Annotated in this window: 25 protein-coding genes and 1 other RNA gene; 15 read left to right on the forward strand and 11 right to left on the reverse strand. The window is 66.7% G+C overall.

Features of this window, described 5'->3' with window-relative positions; genetic code table 11:
• The first annotated feature begins 55 nt into the window (after window positions 1-55).
• The gene (locus tag AB0O71_RS02430; protein WP_363741467.1) at window positions 56-1,471 is read left to right on the forward strand and encodes an APC family permease; all 1,416 of its coding nucleotides are present in this window, start codon (window positions 56-58) and stop codon (window positions 1,469-1,471) included.
• Window positions 1,472-1,497: 26 nt separating this feature from the next.
• Here AB0O71_RS02430 and AB0O71_RS02435 read toward each other — a convergent pair whose 3' ends face one another.
• On the reverse strand, window positions 1,498-2,145 hold the full coding sequence (locus AB0O71_RS02435; protein WP_363741469.1) for a hypothetical protein: 648 nt from the start codon (window positions 2,143-2,145) through the stop codon (window positions 1,498-1,500).
• A gap of 61 nt (window positions 2,146-2,206) precedes the next feature.
• Between AB0O71_RS02435 and AB0O71_RS02440 the strand changes: the two genes are divergently transcribed.
• The 8 genes from AB0O71_RS02440 (at window position 2,207) to AB0O71_RS02475 (ending at window position 10,419) form a co-directional block, all read left to right on the forward strand.
• The gene (locus tag AB0O71_RS02440) at window positions 2,207-3,670 is read left to right on the forward strand and encodes a PLP-dependent aminotransferase family protein (protein ID WP_363741471.1); all 1,464 of its coding nucleotides are present in this window, start codon (window positions 2,207-2,209) and stop codon (window positions 3,668-3,670) included.
• An 88-nt stretch (window positions 3,671-3,758) separates the two neighbouring features.
• Window positions 3,759-4,868, forward strand: coding sequence for a peptide chain release factor 2 (prfB, locus tag AB0O71_RS02445; protein WP_363741473.1), 1,110 nt, complete (start codon window positions 3,759-3,761; stop codon window positions 4,866-4,868).
• A gap of 87 nt (window positions 4,869-4,955) precedes the next feature.
• On the forward strand, window positions 4,956-6,119 hold the full coding sequence (ftsE, locus tag AB0O71_RS02450; protein WP_363741476.1) for a cell division ATP-binding protein FtsE: 1,164 nt from the start codon (window positions 4,956-4,958) through the stop codon (window positions 6,117-6,119).
• On the forward strand, window positions 6,116-7,030 hold the full coding sequence (ftsX, locus tag AB0O71_RS02455) for a permease-like cell division protein FtsX (RefSeq protein WP_363741479.1): 915 nt from the start codon (window positions 6,116-6,118) through the stop codon (window positions 7,028-7,030). The genes ftsE and ftsX overlap by 4 nt, the downstream gene beginning before the upstream one ends.
• A gap of 84 nt (window positions 7,031-7,114) precedes the next feature.
• Complete coding sequence (gene smpB, locus AB0O71_RS02460) at window positions 7,115-7,591, forward strand: SsrA-binding protein SmpB (protein ID WP_363741482.1); 477 nt, start codon at window positions 7,115-7,117, stop codon at window positions 7,589-7,591.
• A gap of 5 nt (window positions 7,592-7,596) precedes the next feature.
• Window positions 7,597-8,217: a TetR family transcriptional regulator gene (locus AB0O71_RS02465; protein ID WP_363741485.1), complete on the forward strand. Its 621-nt coding sequence runs from the start codon at window positions 7,597-7,599 to the stop codon at window positions 8,215-8,217.
• 151 nt (window positions 8,218-8,368) lie between these two features.
• Window positions 8,369-8,741, forward strand: a transfer-messenger RNA (tmRNA) gene (gene ssrA, locus AB0O71_RS02470).
• Window positions 8,742-8,922: 181 nt separating this feature from the next.
• Window positions 8,923-10,419: an amino acid permease gene (locus AB0O71_RS02475; protein ID WP_363741488.1), complete on the forward strand. Its 1,497-nt coding sequence runs from the start codon at window positions 8,923-8,925 to the stop codon at window positions 10,417-10,419.
• A 15-nt stretch (window positions 10,420-10,434) separates the two neighbouring features.
• Here the strand turns inward: AB0O71_RS02475 and AB0O71_RS02480 are convergent, their stop codons facing one another.
• From AB0O71_RS02480 to AB0O71_RS02500, 5 genes are read right to left on the reverse strand one after another with little or no spacing between them, the layout of a single operon-like run.
• The gene (locus AB0O71_RS02480; protein ID WP_363741491.1) at window positions 10,435-11,307 is read right to left on the reverse strand and encodes a polysaccharide deacetylase; all 873 of its coding nucleotides are present in this window, start codon (window positions 11,305-11,307) and stop codon (window positions 10,435-10,437) included.
• Window positions 11,304-12,269 (reverse strand): agmatinase, encoded by a 966-nt coding sequence (gene speB / locus AB0O71_RS02485; RefSeq protein ID WP_363741494.1) that lies wholly within the window; start codon window positions 12,267-12,269, stop codon window positions 11,304-11,306. The genes AB0O71_RS02480 and speB overlap by 4 nt, the downstream gene beginning before the upstream one ends.
• Window positions 12,270-12,298: 29 nt before the next feature.
• On the reverse strand, window positions 12,299-13,051 hold the full coding sequence (locus AB0O71_RS02490) for an SDR family oxidoreductase (protein ID WP_363741496.1): 753 nt from the start codon (window positions 13,049-13,051) through the stop codon (window positions 12,299-12,301).
• A gap of 26 nt (window positions 13,052-13,077) precedes the next feature.
• Window positions 13,078-13,767 carry an SDR family oxidoreductase gene (locus AB0O71_RS02495; protein ID WP_363741498.1) on the reverse strand — a complete coding sequence of 230 codons (690 nt, stop codon included), beginning with the start codon at window positions 13,765-13,767 and terminating at the stop codon, window positions 13,078-13,080.
• Window positions 13,767-15,260: an amino acid permease gene (locus AB0O71_RS02500; protein ID WP_363741500.1), complete on the reverse strand. Its 1,494-nt coding sequence runs from the start codon at window positions 15,258-15,260 to the stop codon at window positions 13,767-13,769. Before AB0O71_RS02500 ends, AB0O71_RS02495 begins: the two co-directional genes overlap by 1 nt.
• A 125-nt stretch (window positions 15,261-15,385) precedes the next feature.
• Here AB0O71_RS02500 and AB0O71_RS02505 point away from each other — a divergent pair, with 125 nt between their 5' ends.
• The 4 genes from AB0O71_RS02505 to AB0O71_RS02520 all read left to right on the forward strand — a co-directional run bounded on the left by AB0O71_RS02505 (window position 15,386) and on the right by AB0O71_RS02520 (window position 18,812).
• The gene (locus AB0O71_RS02505) at window positions 15,386-16,753 is read left to right on the forward strand and encodes a PucR family transcriptional regulator (RefSeq protein WP_363741502.1); all 1,368 of its coding nucleotides are present in this window, start codon (window positions 15,386-15,388) and stop codon (window positions 16,751-16,753) included.
• A gap of 20 nt (window positions 16,754-16,773) precedes the next feature.
• Entirely contained in the window at window positions 16,774-17,379 is a 606-nt protein-coding gene (locus tag AB0O71_RS02510; protein WP_363741505.1) for a hypothetical protein, read from the forward strand.
• 66 nt (window positions 17,380-17,445) lie between these two features.
• Complete coding sequence (locus AB0O71_RS02515) at window positions 17,446-18,189, forward strand: YcnI family protein (RefSeq protein ID WP_363741508.1); 744 nt, start codon at window positions 17,446-17,448, stop codon at window positions 18,187-18,189.
• Window positions 18,186-18,812: a copper resistance CopC family protein gene (locus AB0O71_RS02520; RefSeq protein ID WP_363741510.1), complete on the forward strand. Its 627-nt coding sequence runs from the start codon at window positions 18,186-18,188 to the stop codon at window positions 18,810-18,812. Before AB0O71_RS02515 ends, AB0O71_RS02520 begins: the two co-directional genes overlap by 4 nt.
• A gap of 2 nt (window positions 18,813-18,814) precedes the next feature.
• Here AB0O71_RS02520 and AB0O71_RS02525 read toward each other — a convergent pair whose 3' ends face one another.
• Window positions 18,815-19,825, reverse strand: coding sequence for a GTP-binding protein (locus AB0O71_RS02525; RefSeq protein WP_363741512.1), 1,011 nt, complete (start codon window positions 19,823-19,825; stop codon window positions 18,815-18,817).
• A gap of 85 nt (window positions 19,826-19,910) precedes the next feature.
• Between AB0O71_RS02525 and ykgO the strand changes: the two genes are divergently transcribed.
• Complete coding sequence (gene ykgO, locus AB0O71_RS02530) at window positions 19,911-20,033, forward strand: type B 50S ribosomal protein L36 (RefSeq protein WP_363741514.1); 123 nt, start codon at window positions 19,911-19,913, stop codon at window positions 20,031-20,033.
• A 37-nt stretch (window positions 20,034-20,070) separates the two neighbouring features.
• Here ykgO and AB0O71_RS02535 read toward each other — a convergent pair whose 3' ends face one another.
• The 4 genes from AB0O71_RS02535 to AB0O71_RS02550 all read right to left on the reverse strand — a co-directional run bounded on the left by AB0O71_RS02535 (window position 20,071) and on the right by AB0O71_RS02550 (window position 23,911).
• The gene (locus AB0O71_RS02535) at window positions 20,071-21,540 is read right to left on the reverse strand and encodes a hypothetical protein (RefSeq protein ID WP_363741516.1); all 1,470 of its coding nucleotides are present in this window, start codon (window positions 21,538-21,540) and stop codon (window positions 20,071-20,073) included.
• On the reverse strand, window positions 21,530-22,333 hold the full coding sequence (locus AB0O71_RS02540) for a TIGR03943 family protein (protein WP_363741518.1): 804 nt from the start codon (window positions 22,331-22,333) through the stop codon (window positions 21,530-21,532). Before AB0O71_RS02540 ends, AB0O71_RS02535 begins: the two co-directional genes overlap by 11 nt.
• On the reverse strand, window positions 22,323-23,327 hold the full coding sequence (locus AB0O71_RS02545; protein ID WP_363741520.1) for a permease: 1,005 nt from the start codon (window positions 23,325-23,327) through the stop codon (window positions 22,323-22,325). Before AB0O71_RS02545 ends, AB0O71_RS02540 begins: the two co-directional genes overlap by 11 nt.
• A 176-nt stretch (window positions 23,328-23,503) precedes the next feature.
• A complete protein-coding gene (locus AB0O71_RS02550) occupies window positions 23,504-23,911 on the reverse strand; it encodes a transcriptional repressor (protein ID WP_363741522.1) in 408 nt (135 codons plus the stop codon).
• Window positions 23,912-24,087: 176 nt separating this feature from the next.
• On the opposite strand from AB0O71_RS02550, the gene AB0O71_RS02555 reads away from it, so the two are divergent.
• A complete protein-coding gene (locus AB0O71_RS02555; RefSeq protein WP_363741524.1) occupies window positions 24,088-24,576 on the forward strand; it encodes a YbjN domain-containing protein in 489 nt (162 codons plus the stop codon).
• Window positions 24,577-24,634 lie beyond the last annotated feature (58 nt).

Here is a 24,634-nt window from a genome sequence, read left to right on the forward strand (position 1 = left end):
GGCTGCCGAGCGGATTCTGGTCGTGCGACGCAGCTGCGTTCTTGAAGGAGAGAACATGACCGCTCTGTCCGCACCGGCCTCGTCGAACGGTGCTCGCCTCAAGCGGAGCCTCGGGCTCTGGGCGATCGTCGGCCTCGGCCTCGGCTACATGACTCCGACGGTCGTCTTCGACACGTTCGGCCTCGTCGCCCGCGACACGAACAACGTCGTGCCGCTCGCGTACGCGGTGGCGCTGATCGTCATGATCTTCACCGCGATCAGCTACGGCAAGATGGCCGGTGCGATTCCGAGCGCGGGCTCCGCCTACACGTACGCTCGCGAGTCGATGCACCCGAACGTGGGCTTCCTCGTGGGGTGGACGGCGCTCATCGACTACATGCTGCTTCCGATGGTGAACTGCCTGATCCTCCGCAGCTATCTCGAGGCGTTCTTCCCAGGTGTGCCGGGCGCCGTGTGGGTCATCGTCTACGTGGTCGTGGTCACGAGCGTCATCTACCTCACGATGCGCGGTACCTCGAACGTCAATATGCTGCTGCTCGTCTTCTCGATCGTCGTGATGGCCGTGTTCGTCTTCATGGTCATCCTGCAGCTCGCCGGCGGCGCCGGCGAGAACGGCGTCGTGACGATGCAGCCCTTCTTCCACAGCGGTGTGGAGTTCGGCGCGGTGCTCGCCGGCGCGACCATTGTCTGCTTCTCCTTCATCGGCTTCGACGCGGTCACGATGTACGCCGAGGAGGCGAAGACCCCGAAGATCATGCCGAAGGCGATTCTGCTCACCGTCGTGATCGGCGGCGCGATCTTCCTGATCGCCGGCTACTTCACCCAGCAGCGCTTCCCGGACTGGAACGAGTTCGCGCCGGGTGGCGACATGCAGTACGTGGAGGACAGCACGCTCCCGATCATCGGCGACCTCGTCGGCGGCACGGTGCTCTCCGCGGTGCTTACCGCGGCCGGGTTTGCGGCGACGCTCGCGTCGGGTCTCGCCTCCCACGCTTCGGTGTCGCGCATGCTGCTCGTCATGGGTCGCAACAACGTGCTGCCGCAGAAGTTCTTCGGGTACGTGAACCCCCGCACGCACACCCCGACCTTCAACATCGTGCTCACCGGAGCGATCTCGCTGCTCGCGATCGCCTTCACGCTCGAGATGATCGCGGCGTACATCAACTACGGTGCGCTCATCGCCTTCACCTTCGTGAATCTGTCGGTGATCGCCTGGTTCGCGATTCGCAAGGGGCGCCGTCGCACGCCGAAGGACATCTTCACGTACATCGTGATGCCGACGCTCGGCACACTGCTCACCGGCCTCCTGTGGGTGAACCTCGACGGCCATGCGCTGCTGGGCGGACTCATCTGGTCGGGCCTCGGCTTCGTCTACCTGCTCTTCCTCACGAAGGGCTTCCGCAAGAAGGTGGCGTCGTTCGACGAGGCTCAGCCGGTCACCGGGTTCAACAAGGTGTCCGCCGACGACTGATCTCGCGTCGGGCGAAGCCCGCTGTGTCAGGCCAAGGGGTGTTTCTCCTCGGTCGATGCAGCGGGCTTCGTCGTGCGGGTGTTCGTGGAGCGGCGCCGGATCGCGCGACCCGCGAACAGGGGCAGCGTCATCGAGCAGAGTGGGCCGATCAGCGCGGCGAAGACAACGGTTCCGATGCCGACGTTTCCGCCGAGCCACCAGCCGATGAGCAGAACGGTCACTTCGACGGCGGTGCGTCCGATCCAGATCGGCGTGCCGAAGCGCAGGTGGATGCCCGTCATGAGGCCGTCTCGCGGGCCCGGCCCGAGGTTCGCGCCGATGTAGATCCCGCTCGCGACGGCGAGCAGGAGCAGTCCGATGGAGAAGTAGGCGACACGCAGCCAGAATGATCCGGGTGTCGGGAGCAGCCACAGGCCGAGCTCGATGCCGGGCCCGACGAGCATGATGTTGAGCAGCGTGCCGATGCCGGGCTTCTGGCGCAGCGGCCACCAGAGCAGTAGCACGAACAGCCCGATGATGTTGGTGAGGATGCCGATTCCGAGACCGGTCTGCATCGAGAGCCCCTGCGCGAAGACCGTCCACGGGTCGACGCCGAGTGCTGCGCGGATCATGAACGCGTCGGCGACGCCGTAGAGCAGGAGGCCAAGGATGAGGCGCGCGAATCGTCGGAGCATGCGAGCAGTCCACCTCATATTGGCATTGCCAGCAAGAGGCCAATTCGCATAGCGTGGCCTCATGAACGAGACGTGGACGGGGCAGCGCCTCACCGCGCGCCGACTGACCGAGTTGCTCGGACGCTGGCGCGGGGCGGGGCACGGCTACCTCGAACTGGCCGACAGCGTGACGCTGCTCGTGCGCGACGGCCGAATCGTGCCGGGCACCAAGCTGCCGGCCGAACGCCCGCTCGCGGAGTCGCTCGGGGTGAGCCGCACCACGGTGGCCGCGGCGTACCAGCGATTGCGGGAGACCTCGGTCGTGCGTTCGCGGCGCGGCTCCGGCACTGTCGTGCGCGGCAGCGGAACGACGCGGGAGGGGCTCTGGGCTGGCACGATCGACGGAATCGACCTGTCGAGCGCGTGCCCGGAGCCGTGGAGCGGACTCGCGGATCTCAATGCGCGCGCCGCGACGGAGCACGCTGCTGCGTTTCGGCTCATCGGCTACGACACACTCGGGCTCCCGGAGCTGCGCGCCGCGCTGGCGGAACGGTACACCGCGCGCGGCCTCCCCACGACGCCGGAGCAGATCATGGTGACACTGGGCGCGCAGCACGCCATCTTCCTGATCGCCCGCACTCTGCTGCGACGCGGGGATCGCAGCCTCGTCGAATCGCCCAGCTATCCGCACGCCAGAGAGGCGATCGCGGCGACGGGTGCGCTACTCGCCGAGCTGCCGGTCGGTGGAAGCGGCATCGGCTCGCAGGGCGGGTACGACGCGTCGAGCATGCTGGAGATCGCAGAGCGCACGTCGCCGAAACTCGCCTATCTCATTCCGGATCACCACAACCCGACCGGCCTCCGCATGCCGGTCGGGTTGAAGTCGCGCCTGATCACCGCGCTCGCCGGTCAGGGTGCGTACATCATTGCCGACGAGACCACCGCTGAACTCTCGCTGGGGGAGCCGGCGCCCATCGTCCCGTTCGCGGCGCATGCCGAGCAGGAGCATCATCACGATGCGATTCTCACGGTGGGGTCGGTCGGAAAGACGGTCTGGGGAGGCATGCGCGTGGGCTGGATTCGGGCCGCTCCCGATCTGATCGGTCGCCTGGAGGCGGCGCGCCGCATCGGGGACCTCGACACCGGAACGTGGGAGCAGGTGCTCGCACTCCATGCGCTCGAGCAGTACGACGACATCCTCGTCGAACGGTCTCACCAGCTTACCGCCCGCCATCGGTTCCTCGTCGAACGACTGGCGGAGCGCCTTCCGGAGTGGACGCCCTCTCCGGCGGTGGGCGGAGTCTGCGTCTGGGTCGACATCGGTGAGCGCGCGAGCTCCCGGTTGAGTCGAGCCGCGGCCGAGCTGGACCTGCATCTGCCGCCAGGCCCGCGTTTCGGGAGCCCGGGCACGTTCGAACGGTTCGTGCGCCTGCCGTTCTCGGCGCCGGAGGCGACGCTCGATGAGGCGCTGGATCGTCTCGCGCGCGCGTGGCGCAGCGGGGCGGGCGGGGCGGCGGCGCGGCCGTTCACGGAGGCCGTGATCTGACTCGAGCCCGAATCCCGACCCTCGGATCCTCAGCCGCGCAGAACTACGAGCACCGGCGTTGGCGATCCGGCGAGTAAGCTTGAGCACCATGCTCGATCTCGACTTTTCTGCACGCATCCGCGCACTCCGTTCGACGTACGCCGATATCGCTGCGGTGCTGGATCTGCCCAAGCTCGATCGCGAGATCGTCGAGCTCGAGGAGCAGGCCGCGGCCCCCGATCTCTGGGACGATCCCGCAGCCGCTCAGAAGGTGACGAGCGGGCTGTCGCACCGGCAGGCGCGCGTGAAGCGCGTGCGGAGCGTTGAGCAGCGGCTCGACGACCTCGAGGTGCTCATCGAGCTCGCGGAGGAAGCGGACGATGCGGATTCGGCTGAAGAAGCCACCGCCGAGCTGGTCGCGCTCGAGAAGGTCATCCAAGACCTCGAAGTGCAGACGATGCTCTCAGGGGAGTACGACGAGCGCGCCGCAGTCGTCACGATCCGCTCCGGCGCCGGGGGCGATGATGCCACTGATTTCGCCGAGATGCTGCTGCGCATGTACCTGCGCTGGGCCGAGCAGCACGACTACCCGACGAAGGTGCTCGACACGTCGTACGCGGAGGGCGCCGGCATCAAGTCCGCGACCTTCGAGATCGACGCACCGTACGCCTTCGGTACGATCTCGGTCGAGGCCGGCACTCATCGCCTCGCCCGCATCAGCCCCTTTGGTTCAGCCGACAAGCGCCAGACGAGCTTCGCGGGCGTCGAAGTCATCCCGCTGCTCGAGGAGGCGACCGAGGTCGAGGTGCCCGAGAGCGACATTCGCGTCGACGTCTACCGCTCGTCAGGCCCTGGCGGCCAGTCGGTCAACACCACGGACTCCGCCGTGCGCATCACGCACATCCCCTCCGGCATCGTCGTCTCGATGCAGAACGAGAAGTCGCAGATCCAGAACCGCGCCGCGGCCATGCGCGTGCTGCAGACACGATTGCTCCTGCTGCAGCGCGAACAGGAAGCGGCCAAGAAGAAGGAGCTCGCCGGGAGTATCACCGCGAGCTGGGGAGACCAGATCCGCTCCTACTTCTTGTACGGCCAGCAGCTGGTGAAGGATCTGCGCACGGGGCATGAGGCGTCGCAGCCGGAGGCGGTGTTCAACGGCGACCTGGACGGGTTCATCGCCGCCGGTATTCGGTGGCGCTCGCTGTCGAAGAACGACTGAGCGGGCGACTGGGAGTTCGCCCGAAGCGGGCGAGCACCAGCGCGCCTCAGCATCGCCCCGGTCGGCAGGGCGTACAGTCGTCTCGTCATGATCCTCTTCGAGAACGTCACCAAGAAATACCGGGGCACCGCGAAACCTGCGCTCGACGGTATCGACCTCAGGGTCGACCGCGGCGAGTTCGTCTTCATCGTGGGCGCCTCCGGTTCTGGGAAATCCAGCTGCTTGCGGTTGATCCTGCGCGAGGATCAGCCGAGTGCCGGGAAGATCCACGTGCTGGGGCAGGACCTCAGCAAGATCTCCTCGCGCAAAGTCCCGTACTTCCGCCGCAATCTCGGCACCGTCTTCCAAGACTTCCGCCTGCTGACGAACAAGACCGTCTACGACAACGTCGCCTTCACGCTGCAGGTCATCGGCAAGTCCCGCGGCTTCATTCAAGAGGCCGTGCCCGACACCCTCGAGATGGTCGGTCTCGCCAACAAGGCGAAGCGGTTCCCGCATGAGCTCTCCGGCGGCGAGCAGCAGCGCGTCGCGATCGCTCGCGCCATCGTCAACAAGCCGGCGATCCTGATGGCGGACGAGCCGACGGGTAACCTCGATCCCGCAACCAGCCTCGGCATCATGCAGCTCCTGCGCGCGATCAATGCAGCGGGAACCACGGTCGTGATGGCGACGCACGAGGCGACGTTCGTTGACATCATGCAGCAGCGCGTCGTCGAACTCTCGCAGGGCGTGATCGTGCGCGACGAGGTCGGTGGCGGTTACGGCGAAACCGCGTCCATTCCGATTGCGGACCTCTCGGATGCAAGCGTGCAAGTGCTGCGCACGTCGGAGGCCGTGGTGCGCGCCGCGCTGGCGCCCGAGGTGCTCGGCGAGACGCCGCGGTCGACGGCGGTGCAGGACGCCGCCGAACGCGATCCCGCGCTCGTCGATGCTGCCGCCGAGGTCGTCGCTGCGGCGGCGCCCGAGCCTGAGATCGAAGAGCCCATCGGCGCGGATGCCATGCCGGCCGAACGCCCGAAGGAGGCTTCGGTATTCGAGGAGCCGCACCCGTTCGGCGACGAGGACGCGGACGAAGACGACATCGATGAGACGGTGCACGCAGACGGCCCGCGCGGTCGCAGCATTCCGAGTTTCTTGGAACCTTCCAGGCCGCTCGACCCGGTGCAGATGGCGGAGACGGGGAGTCTCGCCGAGCATCTCGGGCTGAAGCGAAAAGACGACGACCAGACAGATGTGGGGCCCGTGCGATGAGGGTGGGACTGGTACTCGGCGAGGTCTGGAGCGGCTTCCGCCGCAACCTCTCCGTAGTCATCTCGGTGGTGCTCGTCACCTTCGTGTCGCTCACCTTCGTGGGCGCTGCGATTCTGATGCAGCTGCAGATCCAGCAGATGAAGACGTTCTGGTTCGACCGCGCGCAGGTTGCGGTCTATCTGTGCACCGACTACGACCAGAGCGCGACGTGCTCGGGAACGGACGCGGGGGAGGAAGAGATCGCTGCGGTGCAGGCCGCGCTCGACTCCGATACGCTCGCGCCGTACATCGACGACTCGTTCTTCGTGGACCACGATCAGGCGTACGAGGAGTTCACGAAGCAGTTCGAGGGCAACCCGATCGTCGAGATCACGAGACCGGAGCAGCTGAACCAGACGTTCTGGATCAAGCTCAAGGATCCCTCGCGCTCCGACATCATCCAGGAGACCTTCGCCGGCATTCCTGGCGTGCAGAGCGTCTCCGATCAGCGCAGCCTGCTGGATCGTATCTTCCTGTTCCTCGGCGTCGCGAGCTACACCGCTATCGCGATCGCCGGCCTCATGCTCATCGCCGCAATGCTGCTCATCTCGACGACGATTCGACTTTCGGCCTACTCGCGGCGGCGCGAGATCGGCATCATGCGCCTCGTCGGCGCCTCGAACCGGTTCATACAGACGCCCTTCATATTGGAGGGGATCATCGCGGCGCTCATCGGCGCGGTGCTCGCGAGCGCGGCGTCTGTGGCGATTGTGAAGTTCTTCGTGCAGGGGTTCCTGGCGAGCGAAGTACCGTTCACGAGCTACATCACGGTGGAGCAATCGCTCGTGGTGCCGCCGATACTCATCCTGGTCGGCGTCGTGCTCTCGGCCATCGCGGCGAAGATCGCGATCACGCGGTACCTGCGGGTGTAGGCAGGCCGGAGACCAGCTCAACGATCCGCAGGTGCGCGGCGCGCTATGCTGGGAGGTCCGGCCGCGCAAGAGAGAGGACGTGCCATGCCCAAGGAGACCGGCGAGAAGCTGATCGCCTCGAACAAGAAAGCTCGGCACGAATACCAGATCTTCGACACGTACGAGGCTGGAATGGTGCTCACGGGCAGCGAGGTGAAGTCGCTCCGCATGGGGCGCGCATCGCTCGTCGACGGGTACGTCTTCATCGAGAACGGCGAAGCGTGGCTCGACGCCGCGTACATTCCCGAATACCTCAACGGCTCGTGGACGAATCACGCTCCGCGCCGCAAGCGCAAGCTGCTGCTGCATCGGCAGGAGATCGACAAGCTCTGGCAGAAGACTCGCGAGGGCGGCATGACCATCGTGCCTCTGAAGATGTACTTCTTGGACGGCAGGGCCAAGGTCGAAGTCGCGCTCGCGCGCGGTAAGCGCGAGTACGACAAGCGTCAGACACTGCGCGAGCAGCAGGACAAGCGCGAGGCCGAGCGGGCGATGCGCCAGCGCAACCGTATGGGAGACTGACTCGCGTGGGAGTGCCCGCTTCGCCGTCGCGCACGCGCAAGCCTGCTGATGTACGCAGGGCCGAGATCCTCGCCGCAGCGGCCGCGATCGCGCGGCGCGACGGGCTCGAGGGGGTCACGCTGCGGGCGGTCGCCGAGCCCCTGGGGGTTCGGCCCGGCCTCATCAGCCACTACTTCTCGGCGGCGGAGGCGCTCGTCATCGAAGCATTCGTGCTCGCGGTGACCGCGGAGCGCGACTGGCTCTTCGGTGAAGACGATGCGCCGCTCGCGCAGATGACAGGATTCGTGCGGCGTGCCGAGAGTGCAGAAGCCGTCGAACTCTGTCGGCTATGGCTCAATGCCAGGCATCTCGCCCGCGCGATCCCGAGTCTCGCGGTCGCGATCGACGAGCAGGAAGCGCTCGATCGGTCGCGGATGGTCGCGCTGATCGTGGCGGGAATCGACTGCGGTGACTTCGTGGCCGAGGATCCGGTGGGCGCGTGCACCCGCATCTATATGGCGGTCGATGCCATCGGGGTCTATGCGAACAACGCGGAGCCATTCGAGCACCCGGCCTTTCGGCACTTCGTCGCCGATGTCGCGGAGTGGAGCCTCGGGCTTGCCTCGCGTACGCTGCGGGCGGAATGAGGCGGGGCGCAGAGGCTCGCTCCGTGCGCCGCGAACTGGTAGAGTTGACGTTCCGGTGATTCGCCGGCTGTACCGGCCCTCGTGGCGGAACTGACAACTCCACAGTGCATGATGCGAACGTCCCGACCGCGCCGATTCTCGGTGCACACACGGGGCCGATCGGTTTCGACACGTCGATTTTGAGACTGTGAGAAGCGGGCCGAGGACGCGGAGTTATCTCGTAAACGCCCTTCGCAAACCATAGGTGCCAACGTTAAGCGCACCGACTTCGCTCTCGCTGCCTAAGCACGAGACCGAGTCCGTCAGAGCGGGTAAGCTTCCGCCCCGTTTTTCTGGCGTCATTTAGGGAGCTTGCTGGTACGTCGCGTCTCAGGGCGTACCGGGACTTTTTCTGAGGCTGGGCCTGTCGCACTAGGTGTTCGTGGCAAAGTGCGGGGCCGAGTAGAACGTTTTCACGAACTACGCTCGTAGAAGGCACGGAATCGTCGAAGTGGACCGGGGTTCAATTCCCCGCGGCTCCACCGATACGTTCGCATCATGCACTGGGGATGGGCGCTCGAGCTTCGGCTCGGGCGCCCATTTGGTGTGTCAGCCCGAGGCCCCTCGGGGCGCGTGAAAGTTCTCGCTGGCCGCGGTACTGTGAAGCTGGGGGTGTGACAGCCAGTTACCGCGATGACGCGGTGAAGGAAAGGAACGCTCCGACACATGTTGCACACGCACGCGCAGACTCCTCGCGAAGGCGGGCTCGAGCGTGCTCTCAGCAATCGCCACATTCAACTCATCGCGATCGGCGGCGCGATCGGCACCGGTCTCTTCATGGGCTCGGGAAAGACGATCTCCGTAGCCGGCCCGTCGGTCGTGCTCGTCTACATGATCATCGGCTTCATGCTCTATTTCGTCATGCGGGCGATGGGCGAGCTCTTGCTCAGCCGCACCCACTACCGCAACTTCGCAGACTTCGCCGGCGACATCCTCGGCCCGGCTGCCGCCTTCTTCGTCGGCTGGACGTACTGGTTCTGCTGGGTGGTAACGGGGGTGGCCGACGTGATCGTCATCGCGTCGGTCTACGTGACCTATTGGCTACCGCTGCTGCCGACCTGGATTCCGGCCGTCGCCATCATTGTGCTGCTCATGCTGCTCAACCTGCCCTCCGTGCGCGGATTCGGTGAGACCGAGTTCTGGTTCGCGATGATCAAGATCGTGGCGATCGTGGCCCTCATCATCGCGGGGATCGTGCTCATCGCATCGGGGTTCACGAACGAGTACACGGACACGCGCACCGGCGATACGATCGTCGGAACGGCGTCGCTGATGAACCTCATCGCAGTCGGGGGCGGCTTCTTCGGCGGTGGGTTCATGGGGTTCATCATGGGCTTCCAGATCGCGGTCTTCGCGTTCGTCGGAGTGGAGCTCGTCGGCACCGCTGCGGCAGAGACGAAGGATCCGCAGCACAACATTCCCAGGGCGGTCAAGGCGATCCCCATTCGCATCCTGCTCTTCTACGTCGGTTCGCTCGTCGTGCTCATCTCCGTCGTGCCCTGGGTCGCGTTCAGCAAAGACGAGTCGCCGTTCGTCATGCTGTTCTCTCTGGCTGGTATCGGCGCTGCGGCCCACCTCGTCAACCTGGTCGCGCTCACGTCGGCGGCGTCGTCTGCGAACTCCGGCATCTACTCAACCTCGCGCATGGTCTACACGCTCGCAACGAGCGGCGATGCACCGCGGGTGTTCTCGAAGCTCACTCGGGCGCGGGTGCCCCGCAACGCGCTCTTCCTGACCGGGGTGCTGCTGCTCAGCTCCCTCGTGCTCCTGCTCACCGGGCTCGACAAGTCGGCGGGCTTCTCCGTCGTCACGACGATCTCGTCGCTGTGCTTCATGTTCGTGTGGACGATGATACTCATCAGCTACCTCGTCTATCGGCGTCGCCGCCCACACGAACACGAGGCGAGCACGTTCCGCATGCCCCTCGGCAGGACGATGCCGTACGTGGTGATGGCCTTCTTCGTCTTCCTGCTGTGGGCGTTCACGCAGGATCCCGACACCCTTGCCGGGCTCATCGCGACGCCGGTGTGGTTCGTCGTGGTGGGGGTCGGGTACGCGGCGTTGCGCAAGAGCCCGGCGCACGCGCGGCTGCGCAGCAAGCATGCGGCGCAGGTTGCGGATGAGCGGCGGTCGGCCGCGGAGTGGCGGGGTAGCCGTCGCTGATGGGCCGGGCTCGACTCAGGGGGAGATGCTGATGGGATTGCGCGGTGTCGGTCGCGCCGCATGCACCAGGTCGGCGATCTCGTCGAGAGCGGCCACCCACACGTCTGGCATGCCGCTGACTGATGAGATGAGGGCTTCGAGTGCGGCTGCGCGGCCGGGTCGCCCGCTGAGAAACGGATGGTTCGTCAGTACCCAGCAGCCGCCGAAGCGCCGCATGCCCTCGAGCTCGGCGGTCCATAACTCGATGGCGTGCGCGGGTGTCTGAATCGGCCCGAGCTCGCTCACCCCGGGGAGGAAGCAGTACTGCTCCCAGTCGTCGAGCGTCCAGTGGATCGGGATCTCGGCGATGGGCGCGCTCGATCCGGTGCTGAGCAGATACGGACCATCGTCGTCCATGAGGCTGGAATCATATGCGAAGCCGCGTTCTGCGAGCAATGACGGCATGTCCCAGGAGAGATCCCACATCGGGGCTCGGTAGCCCCGCGGACGCTCGCCGGTGAGGCGCTCGAGTGCGTCGATGCCCCGATCGAGTTGCTCGGCCTGCTCATTCGGCGAGAGACCGGACGGACGCACGTGGTGATACCCGTGGTGGGCGATGTCGTGCCCCGCCGCCGCGATATCGCGCACGACGCCTGGATGGAGATCGGCCGTGTACCCCGGGATGAAAAAGGTGCTGCGCGTACGGGTGCGCTCGAGAACATCGAGCAGTCGTCGCACGCCGACGGTGGGACCGTAGGCTTGATGTGTCATGACGCTCAGGCTTCGCTGTGCTTGCGGATCCGCAGCGAGCACCGCAGCTTCGCCGTCGACATCGAAGGTGAAGGCGGCCGCGCACGTCGCGGATGCCGGCCAGTCCGAGAACGGGGCCGCGCGGGTCTCTCCGCTCATCTCTCTCGCTCTCCGTGCAGTTGCTGCGCCATGATCGTCACCAAATCGTACGCGCAGTGCGCTGCCGCGACGGCGGTGATGCTTGCATGATCATACGCGGGGGCAACCTCCACGACATCGGCACCCACGAGACGGCTCCCGGCCAGGCCACGAACGAGCTCCAGGAGCTCGCGGCTCGTCAGCCCGCCGGCCTCGGGCGTTCCGGTGCCGGGCGCGTGCGCGGGGTCGAGCACGTCGATGTCGATCGAGATATACAGGGGAGCGTCTCCGACCCGCGCGCGGATTCTCTCGATGATGTCCAGGAACGGCGTCGTGTGGAACTCTCGCGCGTGCACGATGGTGAAACCCAGTTCCTCGTCGTCGCGCAGATCATCGGCGCTGTAGAGCGAACCCCGAATTCCCACGTGCGCTGAATGGGATTTGAGCAGCAGCCCCTCTTCGATCGCGACGCGGAACGGCGTTCCGTGCGTGACCGGGGTGTCGAAGTACGGACCCCACGTGTCGAGATGCGCATCGAAGTGCACGAGCGCGAGCGGGCCGTGCTCCTTGTGCAATGCGCGGAGCGAAGCGAGCGCGATCGTGTGGTCGCCCCCGAGCACCATGACTGGCCGGCCGCCCCTGGCGAGGTCGGAGATTCCAGCTTCGATCTGGGCGAGCGCGGTGCCGATGTCGAAGGGGTTGCAATCGATGTCGCCCGCGTCGACCACCTGGCCGGCGGCGAAGGGAGCGGCATCGAGTGCGGGGTTGTACGGGCGCAGCAACCGCGATGCCTCCCGAATCGCACCCGGCCCGAATCGAGCACCGGGTCGGAAGGTGACGCCCGAGTCGAAGGGCACTCCCACGATCGCGAGGTCGTGCCGCGCGACGTCCTCCCGGCGGGGAAGACGCGCGAAGGTGGTCAGGCCGGCGTAGCGCGGTGATACCTGTCCGTCGGTCGGGGGGATGATCGGGTGGTCATTCACTGGGGTCTCCTCGAATCGGGGCGATCTGGTTACACGCGGCCGCGGGTCGCGCCGCCGTTGATCTGCATGATCTGACCCGCCATTGCGGCGAGCGCCGGGTCGGCGAGAAATCTGACGGCTTCTGCGATCTCGGTCGCGTGGCCGACCCGACCGAGCGGGATTCCTTCGGCGTAGCGCCCGTGCATCGTCTGCAGGTCGACGCCCGCGTCGTCGGCGTCGACCTGCAACTGCGGGGTGTCGATGACGCCGGGCGCGATCGCGTTCACGAGAATCCCCTCGGGTGCGAGCTCTCGCCCCAGGCACTTCACGAGACTGATGAGTCCCGCCTTCGATGCAGCATACGCTGAGGCGTTCGGCCATCCCGTGACGCCCCATTCGCTCGAGATGATGACGATCCTGCCGCCGTCTCCGTGCGCACGCATCGCGCGCACGGCCTCTTGCGTGAGCGCGAACGTGCCGAGCAGGTTCGTGCGCACGACCCGCCACCACTCGTCGGGGTCGGCGGCGACCAGTGCCGACATCGACATCGTCGCGTGATTGGCGACCAGCACGTCAAGTCGACCTGTGGATTCGACGGTCTCCCGCACGAGCGCGCGCGTGGCCTCCGGATCTGCAAGATCGCGTACGGCTGGGATCGCTCCGGTGCGCTCGGCGAGCGCGTCGAGTCGGTGGCTCGCGGTGCGCGCATGGGCCACGACCTGCATGCCCGCCTCCGAGAGCGCCTCGACCTGAGCCGTTCCCAGGCCGCCCGCAGCGCCGGTGACGAGTGCGATTCGTCTCACGCTGGAAGGAGTGTGCGGCTTCGACATCAGATCACCGCCCCGGAGTTCGGGTGCAGTGTTTCTCCGGTGACGAACGTGCCCGAGCAGATGAGAAACTCCACGCACCGGGCGACCTCGTCGGGAGAAGCGAGCGCACGAGTGGGCAGCGCACGAAGATACTCGGGATCCCTCCACGGGGAATCCGAGGGAAGCATCGGAGTGTCGGTCGGCCCCGGCGCGACAGCGTTGACTCGCACGCCAGCGGGCGCGACCTCCGCCGCGAGGCTCCTGACCGCACCGAGCACCGCCCCTTTCGCGGCCGCGTAGTGGCTGTCGCGCTCACCTCCGCCCACGGCGAGTTCGCTCGCCACGGCGACGATCGAGCCGTGCTCGCGCTCGATCATTCCCGGGAGGAGCGCCTGCGCGACGCGGAAGAAGGCGCCCAGGTGAACGTCGAGCATCCCGGCGGCCTCTGCGTCAGTGACGTCGGTGAACGGGATGCTGGAGTAGTGACCTGCCGCGCTGACGAATCCGTCGATGGGCCCGAGGGCGGCACTCGCACGCGATACGGCAGCAGCGGTGCCCCCGGCATCCGTGAGGTCGACGATTTCGGAGTGATCGGCCTCGGGGGAGGGAGCGCGGTCGAATCCGGCCACGCGCAGGCCGCGGTGCTGCAGTCGAGCGACGATCGCGCGCCCCATGCCTCCGCCCGAACCGGTGACGATCACCGCCGGCATCAGTGCTGCTTCCGATCGTTCGCGACGGCGGCCTCCGCCGCAGCGTCGAGGTCGATGGACTCGGTCGGCATGGTTGCGATGCGACGGCGCACGCGGGCGTAAATCATGGCTCCGGTCAGGGTCAGCACGCCGGTGCCGACGACGACAGACCAATCGAGCCAAGCGTTGCCATTGAGCTCCCTGGGCCAAGCGATGTTGATGAGCTCGAGCGTCACCCAGGCGACGGCGATGACGGCGACGATCGGCGTCCATGCGCCGATCGTGAAGGCGCCGGCTTTCCAGCGGCGCCGCAGCACCGTCACGGCGAAGGCGGCCACTGGGAAGAGGAAGCTCAGGTAGAAGCCGCCCGACGTATAGTTCACCATGAGCGTGTAGAGATTCTCCGCGACGTTGCTCAGGAGGAACAGTGCGGTACCGATGACGGTCGTGATGAGGATCGGGCCGACCGGCTGTCGCTGCTTCCGGCTGAGACGAGACAGGGACTCGGAGAAGGGAAGGGCGCGATCGCGCGCCTTCGCCCAGATGAGCCGCGAGGCGGAGGTCTGCAGTGCGAGGAAGCTCGCGATGAAGCCGATTGCGAACAGCGCCTGAAGAGGGAGTGCGATTGCGGAACCGAGCTGTGCGGTGAGCACCGCATACACCGGGTCAGAGTCGTATTCCGGGAGCTCTGCAGCATTCTCGGGCGTCGCGAGGATTACCGCGAGGCTCGAGAACATCACGACGAACGCGATGAAGGCGAGCGAGAATAGCACCGCCCTGGGGAGGTTCTTCCGTGGCTCGTGCACCTCTTCTGCGATCGACCCCGCGCTCTCGAACCCGACGAAGGAGAATCCGATGAACACGATGGCGAGCAGGAACGGCCCGCCGAGGGAGAAGAACTCCTCTTCCGCGCCGATGCTGCGACCGCCGTCGAACAGAATCGAGAAGTCGTGCTCGCGGTGGGCGACGAGCAGCCAGACGCCGAGCCCGATCGAGCCCACGATCTCCGCGACGATACTGGCCATCATGAACGCTTTGAGCACCCCGCGTCCAGCGAGGTTGATGAGCGTTCCGAGGATGAGTACGACGAACGCGATCAGGGCGATCTGCGGCCCGCTGGCTCCATGGAGACCGATGAGGTTGGCGATGAAGCCCGCAGCGCCGAGAGCCACCGTCGCCATCGCGATCGTCAGCGTCCAGATGTAGAACCATCCGGCGAACCAGCCGAAACCGGCTCCGAGCATGCGGTTCGACCACTGGTAGATCGATCCTTCGAGCGGCCACCGGGAGACTAGCATCGCGAACACCAGGGCGACGAAGAACTGTCCGGCGAAGACGATGAGGAAGCCCCACCAGAAGGAGGGCCCGGCGGTGCTGATCGCCAGGCCGAAGATGCCGTAGAGGGCGACAATCGGCGAGATGAATGCGAATGCGAAGGCGAACGCGGCGCCGAAGCTGAACTCGCGTTTTAACGTATTGGCTGCGCGCTCCGGCTGCGTCGATGGGACGGTCAACGTGGACTCCTTCGGCCGACGGATAGATTCGTTCTAGTATTGACGCTTCTCCAATCAAATACCGGATTTCAGGGAGCAAGCTCCACTCCTGCGCTGCGACGGTTGGAGAAAGCTACAATTTGAGCATGGTGAACGGTATCGGTGCGCTCGGTGCGGGGCCGCGCGTGACCATCGGGGACTTGCTCTCGGACGCCACGCTGGGCCTGGTGCCCGTCGTGATCGCGGAACCCGATGCGAATGCGCACGTCACGTGGGCCCATGCGACGGAGCAAGTCGACCCACGACCGCACCTGCGTCCGCGCGAATTCGTCTGCACGCTGGGCAGCGCGCTCATCAACCCGCGCGCATCGGAGGCGTTCGTCGCGGCCCTCGTGGATGCATCGGTGGCGTGCGTGGGGATTGGGCTCGGGGAGGTCCACCTCGATCCACCGGCGGAGCTGATCGCCGCGTGCCGGGTACGGGGACTGCCGCTCCTGGTGATCCCCCACGGCACCCCGTTTCTCGCGGTCAATGACGCAATCCTGCGTCGACGCAGCGAAGCGGAGACCGAAGCGCGTCGTATGGAGACCGCTGTGCTCAGCGACTTACTGCATCGCGCGCGTTCTGGAGCGACGGAAGAGCAGCTTCGAGCGGAGGCATCGCTGGCGCTCTCCGACGCCGCGCCCAGGGAGCCTCGCAGCGTCGCTCCGGTGAGGGCGCGGCTCGCAAAACCGGAGCCGAGCGACGAGTTCGCTGAACAGTTCGCGAGCATCATCGAGATCGCACGCGTGCAAGTCGAGCGCGCAGCCGTCGAACAGCGGGTGCGAGTGGGCCAGCTCATCGAATTCGTGGAACAAGGCTTGGCGCATGCGGGAGCGCTCGTGCCGGAACTCGACGCACGCTGCCTCGGTGCCGGGTTGTTGCAGGTGTCGGCTTGGCCTGAGGGGAGCGCTGACGCTGTGACGAAGCGCTGGCCCCAGGCGGTGATCGGTACGACCGCGCGCACGGTCACCATGATCACGGCTCCGATGCCTGAGTCGGAGACACAGAGCCTCGGGCTCGTGTGTGGATACAGTTCGAGCGTCAGCTCGCCGCAGTTACGGTCGGCAATCTCGGAGGCATGGTCTGCGTTCACGCTTGCGAGAAGCCGCGGAGGAGTGGCGGGGCCGCGGGATCTGGTTTCGTTCGAGGCTCTCCTCGAACAACTGCCAACCGATGTATCACGGCGCTTCGTCGAGCGCCTGCTTGGGCCGGTCATCGACGCCGATGATTCGTCTCGAGGCGATCTGCTGGCGACCCTGCGGGCCTACGTCGCAGCGGACCAGCATGTGCAGCGAACCGCCGATTCGCTCTTCGTGCATGTCAATACCGTGCGTCATCGGCTGGGGCGCATCCGAGATGTCTCCGGGCGAGATCCGTTGACGCTGACCGGACTCACGGACTTGCGCATCGCACTCTGGGCCTTTGACCGCCGTCGTGCCGTGAACGCCCGCCTCGTTCCTCCGCTGCGGTGACGCCGAGGTAGGATCGGTACGTGACGTCATCGCGAGCCGAACGGACGAGCCGGGGGCTCATCGTTGCGGCAATCGCGTCGTTCATCGCGGTCTTCTCGCACGCGGTGGCCGATGGCGGCTCCGTTCCGGTGCTCGGGCTGCTGCTCGCCCTGGTCTTCTCGGCTCCCGTCTGCATCGCCCTCGCGGGCCGCAGGCTCTCGTGGACGCGGCTCGCACTCGCCGTCGGAGCGAGCCAGTTCGCCTTCCACGGTCTGTTGAGCCTCGGGCTCGGCGGCGGATCCTTCGCACTCGGAGTTGGTGCGCATCAGCACGAGCTCGCCCAGTCTGCCCAGGCCTTGCCGTTCGGCGGTGCGGAAGCCGCAGTGCACGTCGAGCACGGAGGTCACGCGATGTGGATCGCGCATGCGTGCGCCGCGGTGCTGACCGTCTTGGCGATCGGCGTCGGTGAACGCGCGCTCGTCGCGATCCTCGGCCTCGCGAGGCTGCAGCGCGTCGCCGCGCTGTTCGACTGGGCGCCCAGACCTGAGGGCGATCCTCGGCCCGTACTGGCGGCGTGGCGCTTCACCGCCCCGCGCCTCACCAGCCTGACTGAGATGCGACGGAGGGGTCCGCCGCGCGCGGCCTGACCCCACCCACATTCATCGCGGGCGCGACGTCGTCATGCCCCCACTCAGTCACACGGAGATCATCCCATGCAGTACACCCGTACCCAGAAGTTCACCCGCCTCGCCATCGGCATCGGCGCAGGCGCCGTTCTCGCGATCGGCGCCCCGCTCGCCGCCTCCGCGCACGTCACGGTCACCCCCGATCAGGTTGACGCCGGCGGTTGGTCCTACCTCACGTTCCGGGCACCGACGGAATCGGATACCGCGAGCACCACGAAGCTCGAGTTCCACCTTCCGAAGGACACCCCGTTCACGCACGTCTCCTACCAGCCCGTCGACGGTTGGGCTGCGGAGGTCACCGAAGAGGCCCTGCCCGATCCGGTCGATGTGCTCGGCAATACGGTGAGCGAAGCTCCGACGGAGATCGTGTACACGGCCGAGGGAGACGGCATCGCTCCGGGGCAGGTGCAGATGTTCACTCTCTCGGTCGGCCCCGTCGCCGATACCGGAAGCATTGCGATTCCCGTCACGCAGACCTACAGCGACGGCTCCGTCGTCGAATGGGCCGCGACACCCGAGCAGATCGAGGAGGATGACACTCTTGATCCCGCGCCCGTGCTGTGGGTCAACGATGCGCCGCCCGCAGACGACCACCACGGGGCGGGCGGCGATCACGACGCTGCACATGGCGAAGCTGCAGCGGCTCCCGAAGCCGATGGTGCGACGAGCGGCGTAACCCTCGGCCTGAGCATTGCGGCGCTCGTCATCGCTGCCGGTGGCGTGCTGCTCGGAGCGGTGGCTCTGTCGCGCACGCGGAAGGCGTCGGCGTGACGCTCTCTCGACGGCTCGCACTCGGGGCGGCGGGCGCCCTCGTGGCGCTCGCCGCGCTTCCGCTGGCAGCCACGGCAGCATCGGCCCATGACCAGCTCGTGAGCGCCGATCCGCTCGACGGAACGACGGTCGATTCGCTCGACGAGATTACGCTGCAGTTCAACAACGCGCCGCTCGGACTCGAGAACAGCAATCTGGTTCGGGTGATCGGCCCAGACGGGCGCTACTACGAAACAGGGTGCCCCACGCTGGCCGGCCCCGTCGTGTCTGCGCCCCTCGAGCTGGGGGGCGCGGGCGAGTACGAGGTGCAGTGGCGAGTCGTGTCTTCCGACGGGCACCCCATCGCCGAGAATTACTCGTTCAGCTACGAGCCTGCGAGCGATATTCAAGCGGGTTTAGGGTCCGAGACGCCGCTTTGCGGTGACGCCGCCGCGCCGAGTGCGGGAGCCGAGCCGGGTGCCGATGGCGCGGATGGCGAGGCCGCAGCAGAGCAGAGCCGGGCGCAGGAGACGGCGAGCCCGGTGAACGGGCTCTGGATCGGAGTGGGGGTCGGGGGCTTCGCGCTCCTCGCCGTAGGCGCCGCGGTGTTCCTGATTCTGCGTCGGCCCCGCCCGCGCGAGTGAGGCTATCCCGGTAACTCGTCGGCCGTCAGCCATTCGGGGAAGGGGTCGGAGAACTGCTGCCAGGTTCCCGGCCCCGCCGCAAATTCGGCGTCGGTCAGTGCGGCCGCGTCGAGTGCTGCAGTGAGCCCCGCGGTGTCGAGATCGACCCCGATGAACGCGAGGTCTTGACCGATTGCGAGGAGCTCGCCTGCTGCGCTGACCTCGCCGCCGATCGGCTCGAGCGAGATCACTCGCCCGACGTGATTCCAACCTGCGACGGTGCGCGCCCGGCTTGCGAGCCGGCAGAATCCGGCGGAGCGCACCACGAAGCCGAATTCGCCGGGTTCGATGCGGTGGTCGAGTACCGTTTGGAGTCGACCGGGGTGCAGCGGTCGCTCGTGGGTGTAGCGGAAGGCGGTGACCCGGGGGTCCGTCATGTACGGATCGAACTCCTCGTTCAGCACCGCGATCCAGCCTGCGCGATCCTGGAACCTCGAAAACGTCGCGGGCGCCGCGGCCTGGCCGTACCCGTTCTGGTGCAGTCTGAGCCGCGCCTCGGGAGCAAGGTGGTGCGCGAGCGCCATGAGTGCCGACAGGTGCGCGGTCGCCATCGATTCCCAGTTCACGAAAACGATCTGCGAGGCGTACTCCATCTGAGTGACGAGCAGCTCTGCGCGTGCCACGAAGAGCGAGCCGCCCCGCTGTGCGATGTAGTCGTCGCGCATCACGTCGGTGAGCAGATGGGCGGCGTCGACGACGCAGATGAGATGCGACAGGCGGAGTCGCTCCGAGTCGGCGTCGAAGAGGCCGATCGCGTCGGTGGCGCGCACATCTGCCGGGAGCTCGACAGGGAGGGCCGCGGCGGGCCCGAACCACGGGGCGAGCGCAATCACCTCGAGCAGCGGTTCAGCACTGCCCGAGAGTCGAGCCGCGGGGAGCAGCGCACCTCCGGTCCGGTGCGAGTGCTGCTCGGCGAATGCACGGCGTTCCGGTGCGCACGCGCCGAGGATTGCCGTGATCTCGATGGGGTCCATGGCTTCCTCTCCTCATGACACGTCGCGTGTCCGAGTTCAACTATAGTGATAATCCTTATCAATAAGCTGATTCGAAGGAGTAGGTATGAAGGTTCGAGCATCGTTGAAATCGTTCAAGCGGCAACCTGGGGCGCAGGTGGTGCGACGACGCGGCCGCGTCTACGTGATCAACAAGCTGAATCCGCGGTACAAGGGCCGCCAGGGCTGAGGCACGCGCGCTGTCCCCGCGCCTGAACGCGGCGGGCTCAGCCGCACCAATCGCTGAGCCCGCCGATGGCGGAGCGCGTGGTTTCGCCCGTGTCGATGCGCACGTAGTTCGTCGTCGTCTGGGTGAAGCCCCGGGTCACCGGTATACCATCGGGCTCGCCCTCTGACGAGATCGTCTCGATCGCCGCGTACTCGGCATTGGGGGAGAGGCAGACACGCCCGACGCGCGTGGTCTCGGCAGCCGGGGTGAAGATCGTGCGCGTGACGCCGCTCTCGTGCACGACGACACTCCCGTTGACGACCAGAGAACCGTCGCCGAGCGCTGAACCGGTGGAGCGGCTGTCGACCGCCGCGGAAACCGGCAGCAGTTCGGATTCAGGCGGCGCCACGCGGGCGAGCGATGCATCGGGTGACAGTGCGATCAGCGCTCGCGGGTCTACATCCGCGGGAGCCGCGACGGGAGTGCGGGGCGGTGTGGCATCGAGGGTTCCCGTGACCACCCCCGAGAGATCGATGAGCGAGGCGCCGGATTCATCGCCGAGCGCGAGCTTCGTGGTGCCGGGGATAAAGCCGAGCAGATCACCTGAGACGCCGAGATCGAAGGATCGGGGATCGGGCGCCGCCTCCCAGCCAAACAACCGGCCATCGGGGCTTTGATACACGAGCGACGTCGTTCCCGGTATGAAACGCCAGTCACGCACGGGCATCGCAGATCCGTCGGGCGCGACGACGGTAGACACGATGACCGTCGCGGGATCGATCACGAGCAGGGTGCGATCGTATTCGGTGCTGTCGTCGCCGACGCCGGATGCGACGACGCCGATTACTCCACTGTTCGCCTCGCTCCGGAGCTGGCCGAGGTGCCCTGACGACATGACTCTGAAGGGGTCGGTGGCGGCAAAACCGCGACCCGAGTCGCCCCGTGTCGATTCCGAATGGATGGCGAGTGCGGCGTGCCCGGTGTCGTCACGCGTGATGACGGCGAGCCCGGCGGCGGTGCTCGCATACTCCTGAATGTGCGGTGCGGAGAACGCGGTATGCGTTGCGCCAGGTTGCTGCAGTCGATGCCCGAGAAGCCGGTCGCCCTCCTCCGATCGGCTCAACGTGTACGTCACCGGGTCTGGCGTGCGCACGACCGCAGATACGGTGCCGTCACTACCCGTCGCGGCACCCCTGACCCGCGCTTCGATGCGGTACTCGGTGCCGGTGTCGAGCATCTCGAGGAAGCGGATGGTGAGGGCGCTGCCGTCTGACGCCACATCGATGGGCGTCGACGGTGTGACCGTCACGGAGGCAGGAGCAACGGGATCGATCGGTTGACTGAGGTGCAGCTGAACCCGCTGGTCGGTGCGCGAGATGAGGAGAGAGCTGTTCGCGTCGACCGTCGAGAGACGCGGCGGCTGCACGAGGTTCGCGCCGGCCAGTCCGGCAGCGAGCAAGCCGAGGATCGCGAAGACGGCGATGCGCGGCATCAGTGTGCGCCGTCGAGCGTCGCGCTCAGTAGACATAGGGATCATTCGGTTCATCGATCGGAGTGATGGTGAAGGGGCGCAGCACGACGGGCTGGTCGCTCGTCACATCCGGGTTCGCGACGAAGACACCCTCGACCGCCACCCACGAGCCTTCGGAATGATCGGCCTGCCAATCAGGGGAGAGTACGGGCACGCCGAGCGGCTGCGCGTCGACCGCGCAGCACGAGACGACGAACCGCGCCGCGAAGAAGATGTCGCTCGATCCATCAGCACCGGGAAGCACGAAGCCGATGAATTCGGCGGTGCGCGCTTCGACCAGCGCTCCACCGCCCTGGCGCAGCAGCAGCGCCCAATCGCGCGCGTCGTGATCCGCGTCCTCTCCGGCGGCTGCAGCGTCACCTGCCGGCCCGCCGCCGGTGTTCACCTGCCGCTGTTGGGCGGTCGCGACCGAGAGCGTGGTCGGGGGAGCGACGAGCAGAGCTGCAGCGGTCGACGCGATAAGGAGGACGCCGCCGATCACGGGGAGCACGCGCATGAGCGCGGCTCGGGCTGGGCGAGCGGGCTCTGGGCCGGGTGAGTGATGGTGGTCGACGTCGGCGTCGTGGACAGCGTCGATGGCGGCCGACTCGCGAGGGGTCCGGCGGAGCGCGGGGACGGCCGCGCACAGCGCGACCGCCGCGATCGCGCAGAGCGTCACCGTGAACCAGAAGTACCTTGGGTGCACGTACCAGCCGAGCCGGCCGGTGGCCGCGAGCCAGGCGATGGCCGCGATCCCGATTCCACTGAGCAGGAGCCCGCGCCAGTACCGGTCGAATTGTTCACGCCACAAGATTCAACCCCCATCCGATGACGAGGCAGCAGAGCGCCACGAGGCCGGTCAGCAGTGCCAGCGCTCGTGCGGTGAAGGTGGTGCGCAGGAGGGCGAGCATCTTGACGTCCATCATCGCTCCGAAGAGCAGGAAGGCGACGATGCTCCCCGGGAGGAAGGTGGCGCTGAGCGAGAGGATGAAGAACGCATCGACGCTTGAGCAGATCGCGATGATGAACGCGAGCAGCATCAGCGCGAGCACCGACCAGAGCGGATGAGACCCGAGCGCGACGAGCAAGTCTCGCGGAGCGCCGACCTGGATGGCACCGGCCAATGCGGACCCGATGATCAGCGCGGGCATCAGCGCGCTGGTCTCCTCCGCGATGCCGACCAGGCTGCGCTGCATGCGGCTGTCGGGGTGGCGGTCGTGCTGGTGCTCGCAGTGGGCGCGGAAACCGTCGGTGAGCAGGGCGGATTGGTCGGCGGATCGGCTGAGAAGCCACCCCGCGAGATTCGCGATGACGAAACCACCGACGATGCGGGCTGCGAGGATCCCATCGCTCCACCCGAAGGCGTGGTAGGTGGTGATAATGGTGACCGGGTTCAGCACCGGGGCGGCGAGGAGGAAGGTCGCGGCCTCCGATACGGTGAAGCCGCGCATCATGAGCCCGCGCGCAAGCGGGACGTTGCCGCATTCGCACACCGGCAGAAGTACCCCGGTGACCGAGAGTACTGCGCGACGCAGCGCCGGGCGTCGCGGCAGCACGCGGTCGATGATCGACTGCGGCACCCAGACCTGCACCACGGTGGAGAGCAGAATGCCCAGGAAGACGAACGGGAGCGATTCGATGAAGACGCTCAACGAGAGCGCCACGAAATCGGCGAGCGCGGCCGGGAGGGCGAGCGCGTCGCCGGCGCGATCGGTGATGGCCCGAAGCGAGATGGCGGCGACGAGCGTCAGAGCGGCGATGCCGGCGAGCGCGAACGTGCGCGAGCGGTTCGCCACCGCCGCCATACTGCCTCCGTCCCGACCTGCCGTCGCGCGATGTGACCGAGGTCAGGCGGAACGCGAGGGCCGATAATCGTTCTCAGTATAGGAGTGCGAACGCGGGGCGCTGCTGACCGTTGCTCGTGTGTCGGCGAGGCGCGCGCCTGGCGCAGGTGATCGTGCACCCGGGAGCCGTGTGCGGCTCAGCGGGGTGACGCCGCAGCGCGACATGCCGCGCAGACGCCGAATACCTCGAGCGTGTGGGAGTGGATCTCGAAATCGTGCGCGCGCGCCACCGAGGTGAACCATGCCTCGTCAGGGGGGTCGATCTCGATGGTCGTTCCGCAGCTCGTGCACACCATGTGGTGGTGATGGGTCTGCGGATCCTCGCACGCTCGATACAGCTGCCCCTCGGGTGTCGAGATCGCATCTGCTTCCTGGTTCTCCACCAGTGTGTTGAGCTGGCGGTACACCGTGGCGATGCCGATCTTCGAGCCGTCGTCGGCCAGTCGTCGATGGAGCTCCTGCGCCGAGATGAAACCGGCCATGGATTCGAGGGCCGTGCGCACCGCGGCGCCCTGCGCGGTGCGCCGAGTGCGGATGGTGGTCACGATGCGGCTCCAGAGTTCGGTGGGTCGCCTCCGATGCTAGCAGCGGCGTGTCATCTGCGGTTCACCGGCGAGCGAACAGCCGCCTCAAGCGGTGACGCAGGCTCGGACCGGAGGTTGTGCTGCGCGGAGTCGCGCGCGGGGGCTAATCTGGACGAACGACTGAAAGGGGCGATCGCATGGGGCTCTTCAGTGAAGGCGCCGCCGCAGTCACCGGTGACGGCGCCAAGCTCGCGCCGCTGTCGAAGAACCGTGTCACAGCCGTGTTCGATGCAGCGGGGTGGTCGTACAGCATCGATGATGAGGGCGACATCCGCGGAGGCTGGGAGTCCGGTTCGTTCCTCTTTCTCGTCGACGAAGAGGTCGATGCGATTCTCTGCGTGCGAGGCTACTGGCGCGGGCGGCTCGGTGAGCCGGAGTATCTCCGCGCGCTCGAACTCTGCAATCTGTGGAATGCCGATCGGCTCTGGCCGAGGACGTTTGTCGGGCGTGACGATGACGGTTCCATTCGGCTCAACGCCGAGCACACCGTCGACTATTCGCCGGGGGTCACTGACGAACAACTCACGCAGCATCTGCTGTGCGCCATCGGCACGAGCATGACCTTCTTTGCAGAGGTCTGCGAGGCGTTTCCCGAGGCCTGGGCTCAGTACCAAGCCGACGGCTGATTCCCCGCTGATACGGGACGCCCGAGGCGGCGTCTGCTCTGGGTCATCTCCCCTCTGG

The organism is Leucobacter sp. NPDC077196 (genome assembly GCF_040687075.1).
GTDB lineage: Bacteria > Actinomycetota > Actinomycetes > Actinomycetales > Microbacteriaceae > Leucobacter.

Excerpts from the sequence above, each read along its gene's own strand:
- ykgO (WP_363741514.1), top strand. The coding sequence starts at position 19,911 with ATGAAGGTTCGAGCATCGTTGAAATCGTTCAAGCGGCAACCTGGGGCG.
- AB0O71_RS02475 (WP_363741488.1), top strand. The coding sequence starts at position 8,923 with ATGTTGCACACGCACGCGCAGACTCCTCGCGAAGGCGGGCTCGAGCGT.
- AB0O71_RS02435 (WP_363741469.1), bottom strand. The coding sequence starts at position 2,145 with ATGCTCCGACGATTCGCGCGCCTCATCCTTGGCCTCCTGCTCTACGGC.
- AB0O71_RS02535 (WP_363741516.1), bottom strand. The coding sequence starts at position 21,540 with ATGTCTACTGAGCGCGACGCTCGACGGCGCACACTGATGCCGCGCATC.
- AB0O71_RS02440 (WP_363741471.1), top strand. The coding sequence starts at position 2,207 with ATGAACGAGACGTGGACGGGGCAGCGCCTCACCGCGCGCCGACTGACC.
- ftsX (WP_363741479.1), top strand. The coding sequence starts at position 6,116 with ATGAGGGTGGGACTGGTACTCGGCGAGGTCTGGAGCGGCTTCCGCCGC.
- AB0O71_RS02555 (WP_363741524.1), top strand. The coding sequence starts at position 24,088 with ATGGGGCTCTTCAGTGAAGGCGCCGCCGCAGTCACCGGTGACGGCGCC.
- prfB (WP_363741473.1), top strand. The coding sequence starts at position 3,759 with ATGCTCGATCTCGACTTTTCTGCACGCATCCGCGCACTCCGTTCGACG.
- AB0O71_RS02505 (WP_363741502.1), top strand. The coding sequence starts at position 15,386 with ATGGTGAACGGTATCGGTGCGCTCGGTGCGGGGCCGCGCGTGACCATC.
- ftsE (WP_363741476.1), top strand. The coding sequence starts at position 4,956 with ATGATCCTCTTCGAGAACGTCACCAAGAAATACCGGGGCACCGCGAAA.
- AB0O71_RS02430 (WP_363741467.1), top strand. The coding sequence starts at position 56 with ATGACCGCTCTGTCCGCACCGGCCTCGTCGAACGGTGCTCGCCTCAAG.
- AB0O71_RS02495 (WP_363741498.1), bottom strand. The coding sequence starts at position 13,767 with ATGCCGGCGGTGATCGTCACCGGTTCGGGCGGAGGCATGGGGCGCGCG.
- AB0O71_RS02525 (WP_363741512.1), bottom strand. The coding sequence starts at position 19,825 with ATGGACCCCATCGAGATCACGGCAATCCTCGGCGCGTGCGCACCGGAA.
- AB0O71_RS02545 (WP_363741520.1), bottom strand. The coding sequence starts at position 23,327 with ATGGCGGCGGTGGCGAACCGCTCGCGCACGTTCGCGCTCGCCGGCATC.
- AB0O71_RS02515 (WP_363741508.1), top strand. The coding sequence starts at position 17,446 with ATGCAGTACACCCGTACCCAGAAGTTCACCCGCCTCGCCATCGGCATC.
- smpB (WP_363741482.1), top strand. The coding sequence starts at position 7,115 with ATGCCCAAGGAGACCGGCGAGAAGCTGATCGCCTCGAACAAGAAAGCT.
- AB0O71_RS02480 (WP_363741491.1), bottom strand. The coding sequence starts at position 11,307 with ATGAGCGGAGAGACCCGCGCGGCCCCGTTCTCGGACTGGCCGGCATCC.